21 protein-coding genes are annotated in these 18,370 nt (G+C 66.3%); 7 read left to right on the top strand and 14 right to left on the bottom strand.

Features of this window, described 5'->3' with window-relative positions; genetic code table 11:
• The first annotated feature begins 24 nt into the window (after positions 1-24).
• The 6 genes from DJ029_RS15210 (at position 25) to DJ029_RS15185 (ending at position 5,801) form a co-directional block, all read left to right on the top strand.
• Complete coding sequence (locus DJ029_RS15210; protein WP_112323315.1) at positions 25-954, top strand: class I fructose-bisphosphate aldolase; 930 nt, start codon at positions 25-27, stop codon at positions 952-954.
• A 198-nt stretch (positions 955-1,152) separates the two neighbouring features.
• On the top strand, positions 1,153-1,458 hold the full coding sequence (locus DJ029_RS22160; protein WP_370445246.1) for an FtsB family cell division protein: 306 nt from the start codon (positions 1,153-1,155) through the stop codon (positions 1,456-1,458).
• A gap of 42 nt (positions 1,459-1,500) precedes the next feature.
• Entirely contained in the window at positions 1,501-1,953 is a 453-nt protein-coding gene (locus DJ029_RS15200) for a PaaI family thioesterase (protein WP_112323313.1), read from the top strand.
• Positions 1,954-2,038: 85 nt separating this feature from the next.
• Entirely contained in the window at positions 2,039-3,040 is a 1,002-nt protein-coding gene (gene pdhA / locus DJ029_RS15195) for a pyruvate dehydrogenase (acetyl-transferring) E1 component subunit alpha (protein WP_112323312.1), read from the top strand.
• Between the two features lie 12 nt (positions 3,041-3,052).
• Positions 3,053-4,450 (top strand): pyruvate dehydrogenase complex E1 component subunit beta, encoded by a 1,398-nt coding sequence (locus DJ029_RS15190; protein ID WP_112323311.1) that lies wholly within the window; start codon positions 3,053-3,055, stop codon positions 4,448-4,450.
• A 10-nt stretch (positions 4,451-4,460) separates the two neighbouring features.
• The gene (locus tag DJ029_RS15185; RefSeq protein ID WP_112323310.1) at positions 4,461-5,801 is read left to right on the top strand and encodes a pyruvate dehydrogenase complex dihydrolipoamide acetyltransferase; all 1,341 of its coding nucleotides are present in this window, start codon (positions 4,461-4,463) and stop codon (positions 5,799-5,801) included.
• Positions 5,802-5,873: 72 nt separating this feature from the next.
• Here the strand turns inward: DJ029_RS15185 and DJ029_RS15180 are convergent, their stop codons facing one another.
• Both DJ029_RS15180 and cysE read right to left on the bottom strand, forming a co-directional pair.
• On the bottom strand, positions 5,874-7,325 hold the full coding sequence (locus tag DJ029_RS15180) for a DUF2125 domain-containing protein (RefSeq protein WP_157966394.1): 1,452 nt from the start codon (positions 7,323-7,325) through the stop codon (positions 5,874-5,876).
• A gap of 178 nt (positions 7,326-7,503) precedes the next feature.
• Positions 7,504-8,322, bottom strand: a complete 819-nt coding sequence (gene cysE, locus DJ029_RS15175) for a serine O-acetyltransferase (protein ID WP_112323308.1) — start codon at positions 8,320-8,322, stop codon at positions 7,504-7,506.
• 90 nt (positions 8,323-8,412) lie between these two features.
• Here cysE and DJ029_RS15170 point away from each other — a divergent pair, with 90 nt between their 5' ends.
• Positions 8,413-8,751: a TraR/DksA family transcriptional regulator gene (locus DJ029_RS15170; RefSeq protein ID WP_112323307.1), complete on the top strand. Its 339-nt coding sequence runs from the start codon at positions 8,413-8,415 to the stop codon at positions 8,749-8,751.
• Positions 8,752-8,850: 99 nt separating this feature from the next.
• Here the strand turns inward: DJ029_RS15170 and DJ029_RS15165 are convergent, their stop codons facing one another.
• The 12 genes from DJ029_RS15165 to DJ029_RS15110 are packed head-to-tail and all read right to left on the bottom strand — an operon-like array spanning position 8,851 to position 18,365.
• Complete coding sequence (locus tag DJ029_RS15165) at positions 8,851-9,558, bottom strand: DUF2793 domain-containing protein (RefSeq protein ID WP_112323306.1); 708 nt, start codon at positions 9,556-9,558, stop codon at positions 8,851-8,853.
• Positions 9,555-13,451 carry a baseplate multidomain protein megatron gene (locus tag DJ029_RS15160; protein WP_112323305.1) on the bottom strand — a complete coding sequence of 1,299 codons (3,897 nt, stop codon included), beginning with the start codon at positions 13,449-13,451 and terminating at the stop codon, positions 9,555-9,557. The genes DJ029_RS15165 and DJ029_RS15160 overlap by 4 nt, the downstream gene beginning before the upstream one ends.
• A 12-nt stretch (positions 13,452-13,463) precedes the next feature.
• A complete protein-coding gene (locus DJ029_RS15155; protein WP_112323304.1) occupies positions 13,464-13,889 on the bottom strand; it encodes an NlpC/P60 family protein in 426 nt (141 codons plus the stop codon).
• Complete coding sequence (locus DJ029_RS15150) at positions 13,879-14,787, bottom strand: DUF2163 domain-containing protein (RefSeq protein WP_112323303.1); 909 nt, start codon at positions 14,785-14,787, stop codon at positions 13,879-13,881. Before DJ029_RS15150 ends, DJ029_RS15155 begins: the two co-directional genes overlap by 11 nt.
• Positions 14,784-15,416 (bottom strand): DUF2460 domain-containing protein, encoded by a 633-nt coding sequence (locus tag DJ029_RS15145; RefSeq protein WP_112323302.1) that lies wholly within the window; start codon positions 15,414-15,416, stop codon positions 14,784-14,786. Before DJ029_RS15145 ends, DJ029_RS15150 begins: the two co-directional genes overlap by 4 nt.
• Positions 15,417-15,425: 9 nt before the next feature.
• Positions 15,426-16,073 carry a phage tail tape measure protein gene (locus tag DJ029_RS15140; protein WP_112323301.1) on the bottom strand — a complete coding sequence of 216 codons (648 nt, stop codon included), beginning with the start codon at positions 16,071-16,073 and terminating at the stop codon, positions 15,426-15,428.
• Complete coding sequence (locus DJ029_RS15135) at positions 16,066-16,278, bottom strand: rcc01693 family protein (protein ID WP_370445245.1); 213 nt, start codon at positions 16,276-16,278, stop codon at positions 16,066-16,068. The genes DJ029_RS15140 and DJ029_RS15135 overlap by 8 nt, the downstream gene beginning before the upstream one ends.
• Positions 16,275-16,586, bottom strand: a complete 312-nt coding sequence (locus tag DJ029_RS15130; RefSeq protein ID WP_112323379.1) for a GTA-gp10 family protein — start codon at positions 16,584-16,586, stop codon at positions 16,275-16,277. The genes DJ029_RS15135 and DJ029_RS15130 overlap by 4 nt, the downstream gene beginning before the upstream one ends.
• 2 nt (positions 16,587-16,588) lie before the next feature.
• Complete coding sequence (locus DJ029_RS15125) at positions 16,589-17,002, bottom strand: phage major tail protein, TP901-1 family (protein ID WP_112323300.1); 414 nt, start codon at positions 17,000-17,002, stop codon at positions 16,589-16,591.
• Between the two features lie 21 nt (positions 17,003-17,023).
• On the bottom strand, positions 17,024-17,446 hold the full coding sequence (locus DJ029_RS15120; RefSeq protein WP_112323299.1) for a DUF3168 domain-containing protein: 423 nt from the start codon (positions 17,444-17,446) through the stop codon (positions 17,024-17,026).
• Entirely contained in the window at positions 17,443-17,778 is a 336-nt protein-coding gene (locus DJ029_RS15115; RefSeq protein ID WP_112323298.1) for a head-tail adaptor protein, read from the bottom strand. Before DJ029_RS15115 ends, DJ029_RS15120 begins: the two co-directional genes overlap by 4 nt.
• Complete coding sequence (locus tag DJ029_RS15110) at positions 17,775-18,365, bottom strand: head-tail connector protein (protein ID WP_112323297.1); 591 nt, start codon at positions 18,363-18,365, stop codon at positions 17,775-17,777. Before DJ029_RS15110 ends, DJ029_RS15115 begins: the two co-directional genes overlap by 4 nt.
• Between the last annotated feature and the right edge of the window lie 5 nt (positions 18,366-18,370).

Raw genomic sequence — 18,370 nt, 5'->3', positions numbered from 1 at the left:
AACCTCTGGCCCTAGGAGAACCCGATGAAATCGACGCGAGTCGTCCAGAAAATCCTGTCCAATTACGAGGGCGAAACGCCCGGCGTGAAGGCGAACCTCAACCGTATCCTGATGACCGGCAAGCTTGGCGGCACCGGCAAGATGATCATCCTGCCCGTCGACCAAGGGTTCGAGCATGGGCCTGCGCGCAGCTTTGCGCCGAACCCGGCGGCCTATGACCCGCATTACCACTACCAGCTGGCGATCGACGCGGGGCTGAACGCCTATGCCGCGCCGCTAGGCATGATCGAAGCGGGTGCGGACACTTTTGCCGGGCAGATCCCGACGATCCTGAAGGTGAACTCCGCCAACTCGCTGATCCCGTCCGACGCGCCGAAAACCCAGGCGATCACCGGCTCCGTCGATGACGCGCTGCGCCTTGGCTGCTCGGCCATCGGCTTCACGATCTATCCCGGCTCTTCCGCCGCGCTGGACATGTTCTCGGACATCGCCGCCATGCGCGAGGAAGCCGCCGCCAAGGGCATCGCCACGGTCATCTGGTCCTACCCGCGCGGAGAGGCGCTGGACAAGGACGGCGAGACGGCGGCCGACATCGGCGCCTATGCCGCGCAGATCGCCGCCCTGCTGGGTGCGCATATCATCAAAGTGAAGCTGGGCACCGACCACCTGAGCCTGCCTGAGGCGAAGAAGGTCTACGAGGCCGAGAAGATCGACATCTCGACTCAGGCGGCACGCGTGGCGGACGTCATGCGCTCGTCGTTCAACGGGCGTCGGCTGGTCGTCTTCTCCGGCGGGTCGAAGAAGGGTGCTGAGGGCGTATTCGACGATGCGCGCGCGATCCGCGACGGGGGCGGCAACGGCTCCATCATCGGGCGCAACACGTTCCAGCGCGAGCGTGGCGAGGCGCTGGAGATGCTGGCCAAGCTGGTCGAGATCTACAAGGGCAAGGCCTGAGGCCAGCCCCCGGTACCAACCGGCAAAAGATGATCCGGGGGGCGGCACGGCCCGCCCCCTGCGGCCCCCGCGGCCTTTGCGGAAATGTCACAGAAATCCCGGCGCGGCGCGAATCATCTTTTTTGGGGGATTCACTTTGCCCGTCAGACATGTCACGCTGAGCCTGCACCGCAAAGAGTGCGAACCAGGCAGATAGCAGTGAGCGAACCCCAGGCGTCCCGATCAAGGTTTTTCGGCTACATCTTCTCGATCCTCGTGATCGGGGCGATTTCCTATTTCACCTATGCCGCCGTGCAGGGCGACTACGGCACCTTCCGCCGCCTTCAGGTGGAGGCGCAGGCCGTCAAGCTGGAGCGGGAGCTGCAAGTGCTTCGCACAGAACGCGCGGTGCTGGAAAACCGCACCCGCCGCCTGTCCACGGAATACCTGGACCTGGACCTGCTGGACGAACAGGCGCGCAAGGTGCTGGGCCTGGCCCGCGCGGACGAGATCATCATCCGCTGATCCCCTGTTGCGTGCGGCGGATGTGACGGGCATCCTGTCCGCATGGATTTCACTCCACCCAACCTCGACTATGCCGAGGCGGTTCGCGCCAGTTTCGCCAACCAGGCGATGATGGCCAGCCTTGGCGCCACGCTGGAGACGGTGACGCCCGGCAAGGTGACGCTCGCCCTGCCCTTCAATGCCGACTTCGGCCAGCAGCACGGCTACCTGCACGCGGGGGCCATCGCCTCGGTGCTGGATTCGGCCTGTGGGTATGCCGCCTTCTCGCTGATCCCGGAAGGCGCTGAAATCCTGACCATCGAGTTCAAGACCAACCTGCTTGCCCCCGCCAGCGCGAAACGCTTCGATGTTTCGGGCCAGGTGATCAAGCCCGGACGCCGGATCATGGTGGCCGAAGCGAAGGCGGAAAGCGACGACAGGCGACTGATCGCGACGATGACGGCGACGCTGATCGTGATGCCTGCAAGACAGGGCGCCAGTGATGCGGCACACTAATCCGCACGGTTGCTCTGGATTTTCGAGAAGCGGCTCCGTATAGTCGTATCGTTAAGTGTTAAACCATTGCCGGAAGGGAAACTGCATGGCGACCGGAACAAAGCGCAGCCCACGCGCGAAGAAACCGAATGCTTCCAAGGAAGAGCTGCTGCATTTCTACAAGGAAATGCTTCAGATCCGCCGGTTCGAGGAAAAGGCCGGACAACTCTACGGCATGGGCCTGATCGGGGGGTTCTGCCACCTCTACATCGGCCAGGAAGCGGTCGTCGTCGGGCTCGAGGCCACAGCGAAGGACGGGGATCAGCGGATCACCACCTATCGCGACCACGGCCACATGCTGGCCTGCGGCATGGATCCCAAGGGCGTTATGGCGGAACTGACCGGGCGCGAGGACGGGCTGTCCAAGGGCAAGGGCGGCTCGATGCACATGTTCTCGAAGGAAAAGGAATTCTACGGAGGCCACGGCATCGTCGGCGCGAACGTCCCCTTGGGCGCGGGGCTGGCCTTCGCCAACAAGTACCGGGGCAACGACAACGTCACCTTCACGTACTTTGGCGACGGCGCGGCGAACCAGGGCCAGGTCTACGAGACCTACAACATGGCCGAGCTGTGGGACCTGCCGGTCGTCTTCGTGATCGAGAACAACCAGTACGCCATGGGCACCTCGACCAAGCGCGCGACGAAATCGCCCAGCCTGTTCGTCCGTGGAGAGGCTTATGGCATTCCCGGAGAGCAGGTCGACGGCATGGACGTTCTGGCCGTGAAGGCCGCCGGGGAGAAGGCCACCGCGCACTGCCGCGCGGGCAACGGCCCCTACATCCTGGAGATGATGACTTATCGCTACCGCGGCCACTCCATGTCCGACCCCGCGAAGTACCGCACCCGCGAGGAGGTGCAGAAGATGCGCGACGAGCGTGACCCGATTAACGCCGTGCGCGACATCCTGCTGACCGGCAAGCACGCCACTGAGGACGAGCTGAAAGAGATCGACAAGGAGATCAAGGCCATCGTGAACGAGGCCGCCCAGTTCGCCCAGGACAGCCCGGAGCCGGCTGTCGAAGAACTCTACACCGACATTTACGCATAAGGGGCTGTCAATATGGCGACCAATATTTTGATGCCCGCCCTTTCCCCCACGATGGAGGAAGGCACCCTGGCCAAATGGCTGGTGAAAGAGGGCGACACGATCGAATCGGGCATGATCCTGGCCGAGATCGAGACCGACAAGGCCACGATGGAGTTCGAGGCGGTGGACGAAGGCACCATGGGCAAGATCCTGGTGGCCGAGGGGACCGAGAATGTGAAGGTCAACGACCCCATCGCCGTCCTGCTGGAAGAGGGCGACGACGCCTCCGCCGCGCCCGACAGCGGGGCTGCCAAGGCCGAGGAAACCAAGGCGGACGACAAGGGCAAGGAAGACGACACACCCCACGCCAAGGCCCCGGCGGCAACCGTGCCCGCCGCCCCGATGGCCGCCCCGACCCCGGCCGAGCCGGAGTTCCCCGAAGGCACCACCTTCAAGACCCAGACCGTGCGCGAAGCGCTGCGCGACGCCATGGCCGAGGAAATGCGCGCCAATGACGACGTGTTCCTGATGGGCGAGGAAGTGGCCGAGTACCAGGGTGCGTACAAGATCAGCCAGGGCCTGCTGGACGAGTTCGGCGCGCGCCGGGTGATCGACACGCCGATCACAGAGCACGGTTTCGCCGGTATCGGTGTCGGCGCGGCCTTCGCGGGCCTGAAGCCGATCGTGGAGTTCATGACCTGGAACTTCGCGATGCAGGCGATCGACCAGATCATCAACTCGGCCGCGAAGACGCTGTACATGTCAGGCGGTCAGATGGGCTCGCCCATCGTGTTCCGCGGACCCAACGGCGCGGCGGCGCGCGTGGGTGCGCAGCACAGCCAGGATTACGCCGCGTGGTACGCCTCCGTCCCCGGCCTGAAAGTCGTGCAGCCCTATTCGGCGGCGGACGCGAAGGGCCTGATGAAGTCGGCGATCCGCGATCCCAACCCCGTACTGGTGCTGGAGAACGAGATCCTCTACGGCCGCTCCTTCGAGGTGCCCGAGATCGAGGATTTCACCGTTCCCATCGGCAAGGCGAAGATCTGGCGCGAGGGAACCGATGTGACCATCGTCTCCTTCGGCATCGGCATGACCTACGCGCTTGAAGCCGCGACCGCTCTGGCCGAGGAAGGCATCTCGGCCGAGGTGATCGACCTGCGCTCCATCCGCCCGATGGATACGGCGACGGTGATCGAGTCGGTCAAGAAGACGAACCGCTGCATCACCGTGGAAGAGGGTTGGCCGGTGTGCTCCATCGGCGGCCATATCTCGGCCACGCTGATGCAGGAAGCCTTCGACTATCTGGACGCCCCGGTGATCAACTGCACCGGCAAGGACGTGCCGATGCCCTATGCCGCCAACCTCGAAAAGCTGGCGCTGGTCACCACCGCGGAAGTCATCGAGGCGGCCAAAGCCGTCACCTACCGGTAAGGAGAGCGACATGCCCATCAACATACTGATGCCCGCCCTGTCGCCGACCATGGAGGAAGGCACGCTGGCCAAGTGGCTGGTGAAGGAGGGCGACACCGTCGCCTCCGGCGACATCATGGCCGAGATCGAGACCGACAAGGCCACGATGGAATTCGAAGCGGTCGAGGAAGGCACTGTCGGCAAGATCGTCGTGCCCGAGGGCACCGAAGGCGTGAAGGTGAATGACCTGATCGCGGTGCTGCTGGAAGACGGCGAAAGTGCCGGTGACATCGGCGATGCGCCCGCGTCCTCCGGGTCCGGCGACAGCAGCCCCGCGCCTGAGGCGGCAGATGCCGCCGACGGGGGAGCGAAGGCGGCCCCGGCGCAAGACGGGGCCTCCGCCAAACCCGCCACCCCTGCCCCGGCGGCGCCCGAAACCTCCGACGGCACGCGCCTCTTCGCTAGCCCGCTGGCGCGGCGCATCGCCAAGGACAAGGGCCTCGACCTGACGCAGATCAAGGGCACGGGCCCCAAGGGGCGGATTGTCAAGGCGGACGTTGAAAAGGCCGAGCCCGGTGCAGCAAAGGCCCCGCCCCCGCAGGCCGCAGCGCCCGCCGGCAAGGCCGCGGCCCCCGTGCAAGGCATGTCGGCCGAGGTCGTGGCGAAGATGTATGCGGATCGCGAGTACGAGGAAGTCACCCTCGACGGGATGCGCAGGACCATCGCGGCGCGGCTGCAGGAAGCCAAGCAGACCATCCCGCATTTCTACCTGCGCCGGGATATCAAGCTGGATGCCCTGATGGCGTTCCGCGCCCAGCTGAACAAGTCGCTGGAATCGCGCAACGTGAAGCTGAGCGTGAACGACTTCATCATCAAGGCCTGCGCGCTGGCGCTTCAGGACGTGCCGGATTGCAACGCCGTCTGGGCCGGGGACCGGGTGCTGAAGCTGAAGCCCTCGGACGTGGCCGTCGCCGTCGCCATCGAAGGCGGTCTGTTCACGCCGGTGCTCCGCGATGCGGACAGCAAGACCCTGTCAAAGCTGTCGTCCGAGATGAAGGACCTCGCCGCCCGCGCGCGTGAGCGCAAGCTCGCGCCGCACGAATACCAGGGCGGCAGCTTCGCGATTTCCAATCTCGGGATGATGGGGGTCGAGAATTTCGACGCCGTCATCAACCCGCCCCATGCCTCGATCTTGGCGGTGGGTGCCGGGGTGAAGAAGCCCGTCGTCAATGCCGAGGGCGAGGTCGAGGTCGCAACGGTGATGTCGGTGACCCTCTCGGTCGATCACCGGGTGATCGACGGCGCGCTCGGGGCCGAGTTCCTGGCCGCGATCAAAGGCTACCTCGAAGACCCGATGAACATGCTGGCGTAAATCCAGCGCCAGAAACACAAAAAAGGCCGGGCGTACTGCCCGGCCTTTTCGTATCTGCGAATGTCGTTCCGCTTATTGCAGCGGAACGCCGTTGGCCAGGATGTTGCCCTCGGCCGTCATTTCCAGCCGGCTTTCAAAGGTGTCGGCCTCGCCTGTCGGCTTGGCGAACATGCCCAGCATCATCTGCAACGGCATCACCTGCGCCTGCTGCAAAAGCCCCGTTTCCACCAGCTTGCCTGCCAGAGTCGTCACACCTTCCAGGCGGAAGTCGATCCCGCCAACCGGCATCGGCATGAAGCCGGAGTTGTTGATCGTCGCCTCGCCCGAGCCGGTGACCTCGGCCCCGCCGAAGGACATGAGCAGCGTGTTGAGCGTCACGCTCTCGAATTCCATGGGCATACCACCGGCCATCATCGCCTCCGGATCGCCGCTGGTCATGTCGACCAGCGCCTTGCCCATGCCGGTCACATCCAGCGTGAGGTTCGCGGGATAGCGCGGTACGGCTCCCCCGGTGTCGACCATCGCCCAGAGCGCTTCATCAACCGTCAGCCCTTCGATATTCAGGCGAAGCGCCATGTCCTTGGCATCATCGGTCGGCAACATCGGCATGGCGAACCGTGTGTCCAAACGGTCGATCGAAACCTCGACCGGGGGCATGGGAAGTGCGGCCCCCGATACGTTCACCTTCATGGCGTCCTGAGCGATGGCGTAGTCCAACACACCGTCGCCAATCTCCATTGCAAGCGAAGAAGCCCCGCCTTCCACCCGGATATCCGTATCAGCCCCGTCTTCGGTCGCGGTCATGTCCAACATTGAAGTCGCGGCGCGCAGCTCGAACGAAGACACGGTATCTGCTGCGAACATGCCGCTGCTGTCATTCATGTTCGTGATCGGGCCAGCGCCGGTCATCGTCACGTCATCATAGCTCAGCTCAATGCCGACCGAATGACCACTGGCCTCTTCCATTGACATGCTCACCCCAAAGTTGGCGGCTGCAATGTCATAAGTCTGGGTCATCGCGCCCAGCGCATAACTAAAGTTGCCGGTCAGGTCGCGAAGCGTCGCGCTCACATCCATCGGCGGCATATCTTCCGGCGCGCCAGTGGCTATATGGTAGCTCAGCGAGACCTCGGGATACTCCAGTTCCATCCTGCGCGAGTCTTCCGGCCCGCCGACGCGGTACAAGCCACGCGCCGTCACCTCGAAATCGAAAGCAAATTCCTCGCCTTCGGTCACAGTGGTGACGCTGCCGATGTAATCCGGGCTGGCCTCCACCTCCAGGTCGTAGCCATCCGCCGCCGTGGGCCGGATTGTCATTTCCTCAAACGAGATGGTGGTCTGCACTTGCTCGTTGTCCATGGACAGCGCGATATCGCTCACAATCAGCGCATCGCCGCTTTCTTCTGCCGAGGCATAGGAAAAGTTCATGCCCTGCGCCGCATAAAGCGCGGCCATCTCTTCCAGGTAGTCCTGCGGGGTCATCTGGGCAAAGGCACCGGTCGGTGCCGCCAGGGCAAGTGCCATAACGATGGAAGTTCTCGGGAATGTCATATCGGTCCTCAAATGATTTCGCGCCGCAGTCTCGACGATGAAACCCGTACCTGCAAGTCCGGTTTGTCACAGGTGACCCCGGGGAAAGGACCGTCCCCAAACGGGTGGGAAAGGTTGGCGGCCGCGTTCGCGGGACGCGGCCGCCGATCGGTCAGATCGTGGGAAGTTCGTCCTTCAGAAGCTGGTCCATGGACTTGGACGGTTCCGAGCAGCCCGCCTCGCCCACGATCCGCGCGGGAACTCCGGCGACGGTCTTGCAAGGGGGCACTTCGCTCAGCACAACCGAGCCCGAGGCGATCCGCGAGCAGTTTCCGACCTTGATATTGCCGAGGACCGCCGCCCCCGCGCCGATCAGGACACCATCGCCTATCTTGGGGTGACGATCATGATCCTCCTTGCCGGTCCCGCCAAGGGTCACCGAATGCAGCATGGAGACGTTGTCGCCAACGACAGCGGTTTCCCCGATCACGATGGAATGGGCGTGGTCGATCATGATCCCCTGCCCCATGCGGGCGGCTGGGTGGATATCCACGCCAAACGTCTCGGAATTGCGCATCTGGATGAAATAGGCCAGGTCCTTGCGATCCCGCTCGTACAGGTAATGCGACAGGCGATAGGCTTGCAACGCCTGGTACCCCTTGAAGAACAGCAGCGGCTGGATCAGCCGATGGCACGCCGGGTCGCGCTCGAACACGGCCAGCATGTCCGCCCGCGCCGCCCCCACCAACGACGGCTCCACCACGTAGGCCTCGTCCATGATCTCGCGCAGGATCAGCTCGGACATCTCTTCGGAGGCGAGCTTCTGCGCCAGGCGGTAACTCAGCACGCTTTGAAGGGTCTTGTGATACAAGACGCCCGAATGGACGAGCGACGCCATCAAGGGTTCGCGCCTCGTGATTTCCTCGGCTTCAGTCCGGATCCGGGACCAGATCGGATCCACTTCTTCAAGTTTCGCAGCACCTTGCGCCATGGCTATCTCCTCGCTTGGTGCCGGGGGAATGCCCGACGCCCGTCAAATCGTGCCTTTCCGACTCGAATTCAAGCAGTAACATGATTGCCCATGAAACCCGAGATACGCCAGGAATTCGAGAAACAGATCCGTGAGCGCTTGCGCGCCCTCGACGATGAGGACGCCGTCGCCGCCGGGAATCGCGGCACGGTTGTGCTCGATCAGCAAAGCGTCGGGCGGCTCAGCCGGATGGACGCGCTTCAGCAGCAGGCCATGGCCAAGGCGACCCATGCGCGCCGCGCGGCCGAACGGGCCCGCCTGCAACTGGCGTTGAAGCGGGCCGCGACGGATGAGTTCGGCTATTGCGCCGACTGCGGGGAGGCGATCGACCATCGCCGCCTTGCGATGAACCCCGCGCTGACGCTTTGCATCAGCTGCATGCGGGGCTGACCGCCGCCGCGTTCTAGCGTGGCACGAAGCGATGGATGCGCCCGCATGCGCGCCGGCGAGCCCATGCGCGCCACGCCTGTGCCAGCAACCGTGCCGGGCTCATCGCGGCGGCACCAACGACAGGGAATGAACCGCCAGAAGCATCTGGCCGCCGCTGAACGAACCGCTGTCGGCGGAAAGCACCAGGTCCTCGGCGCCGTAGTAGGTGATCGGCGTGCCCGTCAGCCCGTTCGCATATGAGCCGAGGCCCGTGCCAAGGCCGCTGCCGTAACGGTTGCCCGACCCGCTGACGCCAAGGCTCCAGCTGCTGACCGTGCCGGTGATCGCCTCCGTCACCCGGCCCGAGACACCGAAGACGACCGAACCGCCCGGAATGGCGGCCGAAACCGTGCTGCTGGTCCCCGGCGCCAGATCATGGCTGACTTCATCAATCCGGAACAGGAACGCCGCACCGCTGGCAGAGATGACCCCGGCGTCGGGGATCCAGCCCTGCCCGTCGAAACCGACCCGGCGGCCGGTCGCCTCGCACCAGGCACTCCACCCGGCCTTCGGTGTCACAATCACCCAGCCGCCATTGGCGAACAGCGCGATCTGCCCCGCAGCCCCCGCCCAGGCGCCACCAGCGCCGGGCGGGACGATATAGGCGGCCCCGTCCTGCGGGGCGGCTGGGGGCGCGGTGACCTGGTCGCTGATCACGCGCAACTGCGCCACCGCGTCGAGCCGCGCCAGCGCCTCGTTCACGGTCACATGTTTCTGCGCCTGGCCACCGGCCAGCAGCGGCAACTGGAATTGGAAAGTCTCGCTCATGGAATATCGATCCTTGTTGAAAATCCGGGGCCAAAACTGGCGGAGAGTTGCGCGACAGAAACCGTGAAGCCGCCCCCGCCCCCGTCCGCCGCCTGCATCGCCGCCGTGTAGAGGAACGCGCTCTCAGCAACCTCGATTTGGCGCAGGGTCGTGCCACCGGCCTCTATGGTCACCAGGTACGCCTCACGCTGTTCGCCCAGCGGCACCTCGGACAGGGTCCAGCTGTCGCCGCCATACCGGCTGCGGCGGACCCAGCTCAGGCTGACATCCCCGCCGGAGGTCGTGGCCCTCAGATGCGCCGGCGCATAGGGCCGCAGCCCGACGCCCCGCGGCTCGACCACCAGGTGCCGGTACCGGGGGCTGGCATAGCTTTCCCCCGACGGGCCGACACGAACGTGCCGCTCCAGCCCGACCTGGTCCAGCGACAGGGGCAGTTGCGGCTGCGTGCCATCCAGAAGCACGATGTCCGCCCCCGCCGCCAGGATCGGAGGGATCAGGGGCTCGGTCCCCGCTTGGCCGCGCAACAGGCCGCTCAACCGGTACTGCCGTGGCCCGACAAGCTCCGCGTCGCGGAACTGGATAACCTCCCAGTCGGCGGCCCCCGCCGCGCGGACGGCGAGCGTGTTCGCACCGTTCAGAACCTCCTGCGCGCTGCGCGACAGCAGTTCCCGCCCCGAGATCCGCACCTCCAGCGCATCCTCGGACCAGCGCCCCGGCGCAGCGGCAGCAAGGTCGCTCAGCGTCGTTCCGACGATGGAGGACACCGCCAGCTCGACCGGCGGCCCGTAGTCATGGTCCTGCGCGCCGGTGTAGATCGACAACCCGCCCTCCCACGGTTCATGGGTGGCCGCAACGAACGGTACGTGGGCCGTATCCTCCGCCCGAAGTAGGGGCAGGTCCATCACCTCGGCATAGGGCTGGCCCGACTGGTTCTGGCCGCGGCGCACGATAAGCTCGGGGATCACCGGCTCCGGGGCATAGATCGCCGCCTCGACCCGTGTCGCCTCAACCTCTCGCAGGGTGGTTTCCACGACCCGGTCGATGCGGAAAGACGATTGCTGGCCCCCCGCGTCGAGCGTCACGACGTCCCCCGGCTCCAGGTCCATGTCCGAGCGGGGCAGATGGAAGCTGACCTGATCGCGCGAGATCTGCGTCTCCGACAACCACCGTGCTGCGACCCGCGCACCTTCCTCATGGCTCAGCGAAACGAACAGGTCCGAGCCGGCGGTGAACAGCGCCTCGGCCCCTGCGATCTGCGCCTCGGCCGTGATCGACTGGAAGTCCTTCCCGGGGTGGACGAAACGCACGCGTACGCGCGCCGGCACCTCGGACTCGGGCAACCGGGACAATTCATAGGCCGGGGTCCGGGCATCGCGAACCGCCAGTTGCCCCTGGTCCAGCACCCGGGTCGCCATGCCGGTCCGGTTGCGCATATGCAAGCCCCCTTCACGTTCGAACACGTCGAAACCGTAGCTCAGCATCAGGGGCTGAAGGCTTTCGCGCGCCGACTCCGCGCCACTGACAAGGTAGCCCCGGACCAGACCGCCCAGCGCGCGGGTGTCGATATCCAGCTGCCCCGCGCGACCACAAATCTCGCGCGCGATATCGCCAAGCTCGACCAGGTGCGTGCGCCCGGAAATCCAGTGCCCCCGCGCATGGTTCAGCCCATCTGCCCAGACGTCCAGACGCTGTGGGAAATCCGGCCAGGGCCGCGCGTCCCAGGCCCAGACGAAGGCGCGGGACATGTCCACCATCGGCCCGGCATACACGTCCGAGATCGGGTTGTTCTCCGCCGCGCCCCAGAAGCTGTGCATCGCCTCAAGATAGCGCGCCTGGATCAACTCATCCTGGCCGCCGGTACTGTAATGCGGCAAGGCATTCTCGACAGATTGCGGATCCAGGAAGACATTGGGCTGGTTGGTCCCCTTGTCCACGGCGGGACAGCCGAGTTCGGTGAACCATATAGGCTTTCCCTCGGGCTGCCAGGGCGTCGGGCTTGCCTGCTTCACACCACCAATACGGTTCCAGTGAAAGCGCGACCACCAATTCGCGATATCCTTGTAGCGATACGTCCAGGGCTCGTCGTAGGCACCGTCCTCGATCGGTATACGGATTTGCGCGTCGCGCCCCTCCGCCGAGGCATAGTACCAGTCGTAGCCCTCGCCGCCCATGATGTTGCCGCGCAGATAGTCGAGGTCATGGATCGTCCCCGCCGCCGCGTCCGCGTGGTCCGACCCGTCACGCCAGTCCGACAGCGGCATGTAGTTGTCGATACCGACGAAATCGACCGCCGGGTCCGCCCAGAGCGGGTCGAGGTGATAGAACACGTCGCCGCTGCCATCGCCCGGCTGATACCCGAAATACTCGGACCAGTCCGCCGCGTAGGAAATCTTCGTGCCCGGCAGGATCGCCTTCACCTCCGCCGCAAGCGTCCTCAGCTGCGCCACCGTGGGAAAACTCTCGGGCCCGTCGCGCAGCTGCGTCAGCGCGCGCATTTCCGAGCCGATGCAGAACGCGTCCACGCCACCCGCCAGCTTGCAGAGCCAGGCATAGTGCAGAATGAAACGACGATAGCTCCACTCCGCGGGGCCGGAATAGACAACCGCGTCCTCCACGATCGCGAAGTCACCGGGCTGCACGCTGCCGAAGAATGTCGCCACCTCCCCGCCTGCTGCGGGGCTCTTGTCGGGCGAGCCGGCCCGTCCCGGCGCGATGGATGCGGTGATCCGCCCCCGCCAGGGCACATCGGGTTGATCCGCCGCGCCGCTCCAGGGGTCGGTCAGCCCGTTTCCGGCGCGGATGTCCATCAGGATGAACGGATAGAACATCACGGCCTGCCCCGCCGCCTGCAAACGCTGGATCGCCTGCACGACAGACGCATCCGCCGGTGTGCCGCCGAAACCGGGCCGGCCGTCGACATATTGCACGACCTCGGCCGAACTGCGGGTCGCACCGGCGACACGCCAAGGCATTTCCACGCCGTCCAGCTCACTCTGCTCGACCTTCGGCTGGATCGAGCATTCCGCACAACGCAGATCGGACCCGAACCAGCTGACCACGAGCGACACCGCCCCGCAGCCCGGAACCTCCTCGACCAACGCCTGCACCGACAGGTCGATGTCCGTGCGCCCGGCATTGTTGTTCACGTTGCTGACCTTAGTGTGGCCCTTCTCGATCTCGAAGCTGACGGGCTCGGTCGCCAGCGCGTATTCGCCGGTCCCCGGGACCAGCGCCACCGCGTTCACGGAACGCGCCATGGTGCTATCGGCGGTCTCGGGCGCGCGCTGAACCTCGAAATTGAACTGCGGAATGCGGTTGCCATAGGCACCCAGCGCCAGGTCCTCGATCACCACGTAGGCGGTGCCGCGATAGGCGGGGGCCTCCCCCTCCGGCAGGCTGGCGGCGATCAGCGGATCGGGCAACTGGGCCGCGTCCCCGTGATAGACGCGCATGTTCAGCGTCGAGGTGTCGATGATCTGCCCATCGGCCCAGACCCTGGCGATCCGCGTGATTGGCCCCTCGCACAGCGCGATGGCGATGCTGACCGAATAGGAATACTCCCGCCGCTCGGGGGCGCTGGGCGCGCCCTTGCCGCCCCCGGTGGTCGTGACGTCCTCCAGAAAGCGCGATGACCAGATGATCTGGCCCGGTACCCGCATCCGCCCCCAGAGGCGGGCGATCGGCGCCCCCTCGGTCGAGCCGGTCAGGCGCAGCATGTCGCGCCGCCCCACCTCCACCGGTTGCGCGCCGGAACCGAACAGGCGCTGATCGATCACCGCGCCCAGGCTCGCCCCCACCGCCTTGCCGATCGCGACGGAGGACAGGCCGAGCAGCCCCCCCCCGACCGATGCGCCAAGCGCGCCACCGGCGGCCGCCAGAACTACAGTTGCCATATTGCTCTCCTGTCAGGGGAATCGGAACGCAGCCGCAAGACGCGCGCGCCACGCCTGCCCAAGCGGCGAACGCACGACGCCAACGCGGCTGTAGGCATGAATGAATGACGCATCCGCGCCCTCGCGGCACAGGATGCCAAGATGTTTCGCGATGCCCCGCCCCCGCATGCGGAAGACGAGTACATCGCCCGGCGCCATGTCGCCGCTTGCCACCGGCACCAGGCTGCGCGCCGCCGCGGCAAGCAGGATCTCCTGCCCCGCGGGCTCGCCCCAGTCGGGCGTATAGGGGGGAACCGCCTCCGGCTCGGCCCCGTAACGAGCGCGCCAGATGCCCCGTACAAGGCCGAGGCAGTCACAGCCCACCCCCTTCAGGCTGGCCTGATGGGCATAGGGCGTCCCGATCCAGCTTTCGGCCAGCGCCACGATCTCAGCGCTCATGGCGAAACTCTTCCCAGCGAAGCACCGAGCCGTCATGCGCAGAACCGTTGCGCGGGTACGCCGTTACCCAGTCATCACCGGGGATATGCGGAAAGCCCCTGAAGTTCAGGACATTGGCGAACTTCGCCTTGCAGGTCGACAGATGCTTGTCACACCCCGCGACCAGCCGCACCCTATCGCCAACGGCCACCGGCGCGCGCGCCTCCGACCAGAGGATCGCCTTGCGCGACGCGCCGCGCCCCTGGTCCGCGCGCACCAATGCGCGCAGCCCGGCATTCGCCCCCGACAGCCAGGTCAGCGCACCGCCCGTGAACCAACCGTCGGCATAATCCGCCGTATCCCTCCACCCAAGGACAAGCTGCCCTTCGGCCGAGGTCAGCTCCGCCTCCACCGCATACGCCGGGTCGCCCAGGTCGACTCCGCAGGCGGCATCGCCAAGATCCCGATCGCAGGTCTTGAGGAAGGCCCGGCCAAGGGGCTGGTTCAACACCTCGCCCTGCCCGCGCAGCTCCGCCTCGAAGGCATGGCCCGACAGGCGCACCTCCCCGAGGGAGCCCTTGAAAAGGATGATCCGCGCCTCGGGCGCACTCCAATCCACCAGCCACTGGACCACCTCGGCGCCGTCGTAATGCCCGGCAAGGATATCCCCCTCAGTGATCCGGTCCGACGTCAGCGCGCCGAGCGCCTGCGCATTGTCCACGCTCAACCCGGTGGAGCGTTCCAACGCCCCGGCGTCGATGCCCGCGCCCGCCTCGAAACGCAGCCCGTCGAATTCCAGCGGGCAGTCGTGGTCCGTGAAGCCAAGGATACGCCCGTCCTTGCGGGTGATCCGCCAGCAGCGCGCCAGCTTCGTCGTACCCTCGCCAAGGCGGGCGCGCAGCTTGTCCGCGCCACTCATACCCGCACCTCGATCACCGGAACAGACGGCACCTCGCCCGCCTGGAAGCCTGCGACGCTCGCCTCGATCCGGTCGGTGTCGAAGCGCACGGGTACATCGAACTCGAAGCCCGCCTGAACCGGCGCACCGGGCTGGGGGGCGGCGGCGAAAACAACCACGCCCGTCATATGGTCGAGCGTGTAGTCCACGCCCTCGACCCGGTCGTCCCCGTCGATGGAAATCGTTTCCGTCCCGGCCACCGGCTTGGTGATCGGGCGGGTGTAGGACACGTCGCCCGACCAGTAGGTCTTGCTAAGCTGGAACAGGCGCCTCTCGCCGTCGCCATGACCGATGGTCTGATCCCCATGATCGGGTGTCTGCGAGGGGGGGCAGGACTTGTAGTCCGTCCAGTCCCGCCAGCGAAACCCGTAGAGCTGCCCGCCGCGCGCCTCGAAGAAGCCGATCAGTTCCTCCAGGTCGTCGAGCGAGCGCATCCCGAAACCGGCATCGTAACGCCGCCGCGAATGCGCCCAGGGGGTGGTGCGTTCCTCCGCACCGTTGTTCAGGGTGACGATCTCCGTGCGCCGCTCCGGGCCGCCGACGGACCCGAACGACAGGGAAACCGGAAACCGGACTTCATGAAAACTCATGGAGAAACCTCATTGATTGCGCCGCCCCTGCCCGATCGCCCGCGCCACCTGCGCGGCGATCTGGCTGCGCGAGCGTTGGAACCCGGCCACGTCGGGTGTTGAAATGTTCATCGTCACCTGCACGTTGCCGCCGCCCCCGCCGCGCACGCCCAGCTTGCCGTCCGCTCCGCGCGTCAGGGGCATGATCGCCTCCGGCCCCGCCTCCCCCATGACGCCGCGCTTGCCGCCGCGCATCGCGAAAGACGTTGCGCCGTCCACGATCCCGCCAGAGGCGAAGCGCTGCACCTGGCCGGAGTTGATCACCCCGCCCTTGGCGAAATATCCGCCAAAGAGCGAGTTAACCCCTTGGCTGATCGCCCCGGTGACCGGGCTCAGCGCCGCATTCAGCACACTGCCCGAAATACGCTGCCCCACCCCGCTCAGCGCGGCAGACAGGTTGCGCCCGTCCAGGATCAGCCCGGTCATTGCAGACTTCAGGCTGGTCCCCAGCGTCCGGCTCAGCGCCGAGGCATCCTGGCTGGCCACCCGCATGGAGGAGGTCACCTCCTGCATTTCGCTGCGGAACGCGGTGGTCATGCTTTCCGCCCCGTTGAGCGAGGTTTCGAGCCCCGCGATCGTGCCCTCGAGCCGGGCGAAATCGTCTTCCAGATCAGCCATCCTCGGCCTCCGTCCTATTCTGGGTGTCGGGATAAGCGCGCATCAGCTCGCCCAGGGCGGCCCGCGTCGGGCGCGCCGCGACGGCGCCGTCCAGCCCCGCCATCAGCATCAGTTCCGCCGGGGTCAGGGCCCAGAACTCGGCCGGTTTCAGGCCGAGGTCCTGCAAGCCAAGGCGCATCAGCGGGCCCCAGGCGATACGGCTCACGCGGGGTCCGCCTCGGGCAGCGCGAAGGTCACCGCAAGCAGCCGCGCGCCCGCACGGCTGGCGGCCATCGCACCGCCCTCGATCTCAGCCGCCGCGACATCCGAGAGCGGCATGTCCAGCCCCGCCGCCAGCAGCGCCAGCAGGTCGACGGCGGAAAACGCCCCCGCCTCGAACCGCTCGACCAGCTCCACCAGCGAGCCGCTGCCGAGCCGCTCCTCCAGCCCTGCCAACGCGCCGAGGGACAGGCGCATCACCCGCGCCTCTCCGTTCACCACCAGCGACACCTCGCCACGATAGGGATTGGCCACCATCAGATCGCCGTGAACGCCAGCGCCCCGGCCGAGGCCAACGCAAGGTCGTAGACCGCTTCGCCGTCATGGTTCCCCGAATACTCGATCGAGGTGATCTGGAACGGCCCCTCCACGATGCCGAAATCGGGGATGATCACCTGGAACACCGGCAACGAGCCGTCGAAGAAGATCTGCCGCGCCCGCTCGTCCGTGGCGTCGTCCAGGAACACCCCCGAGCCGGAGATGGAGGCCGAGCGCACCCCCGTGCCCCCCAGAAGCTCCCGCCAGCCGCCGGTGCTTTGCAGGTTGGTGATGTCCACCGTTTCCGCGTTGAACGTGATGCGGCTGGCGCGAAGGCCTGCCACGGTCTCGAAACTGCCGGACCCGTTCATGTCGATCTTGATCAACAGGTCCTTGCCCTTCTGCGCTACCATCTTTGCTTATCCTTCAATGAGTTAAATGCTGTCCTGCAGGACGGCGCGGAACCGCAGCCGCACGCGGCGCGGCGCGTTGGCCGCCCCGCGTTCGGCGCGCGCCTCGATCATGTGCAGGTTCACCAGGTGCCCCCGCGCCATCGGCAGATCGCGATCCAGAAGCGCCTCGCACACCGCCGCGGCCGCCGCCTTGGGGCGGGAAAACCCCTCGGTGCGCGCATGAACCGTGACGCTGAAATCATGCACCGCGCCCCGGCTGGTCTTGGTGGACCCGTCGCGCACACGCTCCTCGCCCAGGGTAACGTGCAGCTCGGGCACATCCGCCGGGGCCAGCTGGGGGGGCGCGTCATAGATATCCTGGCCCACCAGCGCCATCAGCGCCGCATCGCCCGTCAGCGCGGTGAACACCGCCTCCTGCAAGGCCGTCGAAAGCGCATAGGTCATACCGCCACCCCTTCTTCCGCGGAGCAGAGCAGGTAGCGCGCCGCCGGGTCCGCCTCCGCCACGCTTATGATGTTGAAAACCCGGGTCCCGTCCCGGAACCGCTGCGTGGGCTTCGGGCGCTGCGGGCTACCCGCCGCCGCCCCCCGGACCGAGATCGTCCAGGGTACGCGCTCACTTACCCGTTCCGCGACCAGTTCCTCGCGCCCCCGGCGCGGGGCCATGTCGGCCCACAACTGCCCAAGCGCCTGCCAGCTGTGGCTGACGCCCCCCATGCCGTCCGGAACCTCGATCCGCTGCTCCAGGATCAGCTTGCGCCGCCGCCCCGCGCTCACAGCACGTCTCCCAGCAGGCGCACGGTCTTGTAGGGTTCGATCAGCGCCAGCACTTGGAACGGCATGGACGAGCGCGCTCCGGACTCCGCCGTGCGCGCCTCGTAGTTCCCGGCTGCCAGCAGCATCACTGCCTGCGCCAGGTCCGGGGGCACGTCGCGCCAGTCCAGGCCAAAACCGGCGGTGAAGGCAATCCGCGCGATACCGCCCACGGGGACCGACGGAAGGCTGTCCGCCGTGATCTCGGGGCGGAACAGGTCCTTGCGCAGACCATAGCGCGCGGGGTTCACCAGCACTTCATCCCCCGCGCGGGTCACCAGCGTGATCGCCTCCAGCGCGCTGACCGGGCCGACGGGCAGTCCCTGCCGCTCGGGGCTGAACCAGCGGGTCACGTCCCAGGTGAAGCCACGGGACAGCAGCACCTTGCCCGTGCGTGCCTCCACCGCCGAGATCGCGGCGCGCAGGTAGCCTTCCAGCAGCGCGTCCTGGCTGCCGTCATCCTCGAAACCGCTGCCCAGCATCAGGTGATCGGCAAAGGCGCGCACCGGGATGCGTTCGGCGCCAACGGTGCTTGTTTCAACAAGGTTCATGTCAG

Source organism: Oceanibium sediminis, assembly GCF_003265325.1.
Taxonomy (GTDB): Bacteria; Pseudomonadota; Alphaproteobacteria; order Rhodobacterales; family Rhodobacteraceae; genus Halovulum; species Halovulum sediminis.
The sequence above is the reverse complement of the archived record's forward strand: the minus strand, read 5'-3'. Positions and strand labels throughout refer to the sequence as shown.

Bases quoted from the DNA above. Each gene is read 5' to 3' on its own strand.
- DJ029_RS15185 (WP_112323310.1), top strand. From the start codon at position 4,461: ATGCCCATCAACATACTGATGCCCGCCCTGTCGCCGACCATGGAGGAA.
- DJ029_RS15165 (WP_112323306.1), bottom strand. From the start codon at position 9,558: ATGAGCGAGACTTTCCAATTCCAGTTGCCGCTGCTGGCCGGTGGCCAG.
- DJ029_RS15155 (WP_112323304.1), bottom strand. From the start codon at position 13,889: ATGAGCGCTGAGATCGTGGCGCTGGCCGAAAGCTGGATCGGGACGCCC.
- DJ029_RS15110 (WP_112323297.1), bottom strand. From the start codon at position 18,365: ATGAACCTTGTTGAAACAAGCACCGTTGGCGCCGAACGCATCCCGGTG.
- DJ029_RS15190 (WP_112323311.1), top strand. From the start codon at position 3,053: ATGGCGACCAATATTTTGATGCCCGCCCTTTCCCCCACGATGGAGGAA.
- DJ029_RS15150 (WP_112323303.1), bottom strand. From the start codon at position 14,787: ATGAGTGGCGCGGACAAGCTGCGCGCCCGCCTTGGCGAGGGTACGACG.
- cysE (WP_112323308.1), bottom strand. From the start codon at position 8,322: ATGGCGCAAGGTGCTGCGAAACTTGAAGAAGTGGATCCGATCTGGTCC.
- DJ029_RS15160 (WP_112323305.1), bottom strand. From the start codon at position 13,451: ATGGCAACTGTAGTTCTGGCGGCCGCCGGTGGCGCGCTTGGCGCATCG.
- DJ029_RS15145 (WP_112323302.1), bottom strand. From the start codon at position 15,416: ATGAGTTTTCATGAAGTCCGGTTTCCGGTTTCCCTGTCGTTCGGGTCC.
- DJ029_RS15210 (WP_112323315.1), top strand. From the start codon at position 25: ATGAAATCGACGCGAGTCGTCCAGAAAATCCTGTCCAATTACGAGGGC.
- pdhA (WP_112323312.1), top strand. From the start codon at position 2,039: ATGGCGACCGGAACAAAGCGCAGCCCACGCGCGAAGAAACCGAATGCT.
- DJ029_RS15120 (WP_112323299.1), bottom strand. From the start codon at position 17,446: ATGACCTATGCGCTTTCGACGGCCTTGCAGGAGGCGGTGTTCACCGCG.
- DJ029_RS15170 (WP_112323307.1), top strand. From the start codon at position 8,413: ATGAAACCCGAGATACGCCAGGAATTCGAGAAACAGATCCGTGAGCGC.
- DJ029_RS15200 (WP_112323313.1), top strand. From the start codon at position 1,501: ATGGATTTCACTCCACCCAACCTCGACTATGCCGAGGCGGTTCGCGCC.
- DJ029_RS15125 (WP_112323300.1), bottom strand. From the start codon at position 17,002: ATGGTAGCGCAGAAGGGCAAGGACCTGTTGATCAAGATCGACATGAAC.
- DJ029_RS15140 (WP_112323301.1), bottom strand. From the start codon at position 16,073: ATGGCTGATCTGGAAGACGATTTCGCCCGGCTCGAGGGCACGATCGCG.
- DJ029_RS15180 (WP_157966394.1), bottom strand. From the start codon at position 7,325: ATGGCACTTGCCCTGGCGGCACCGACCGGTGCCTTTGCCCAGATGACC.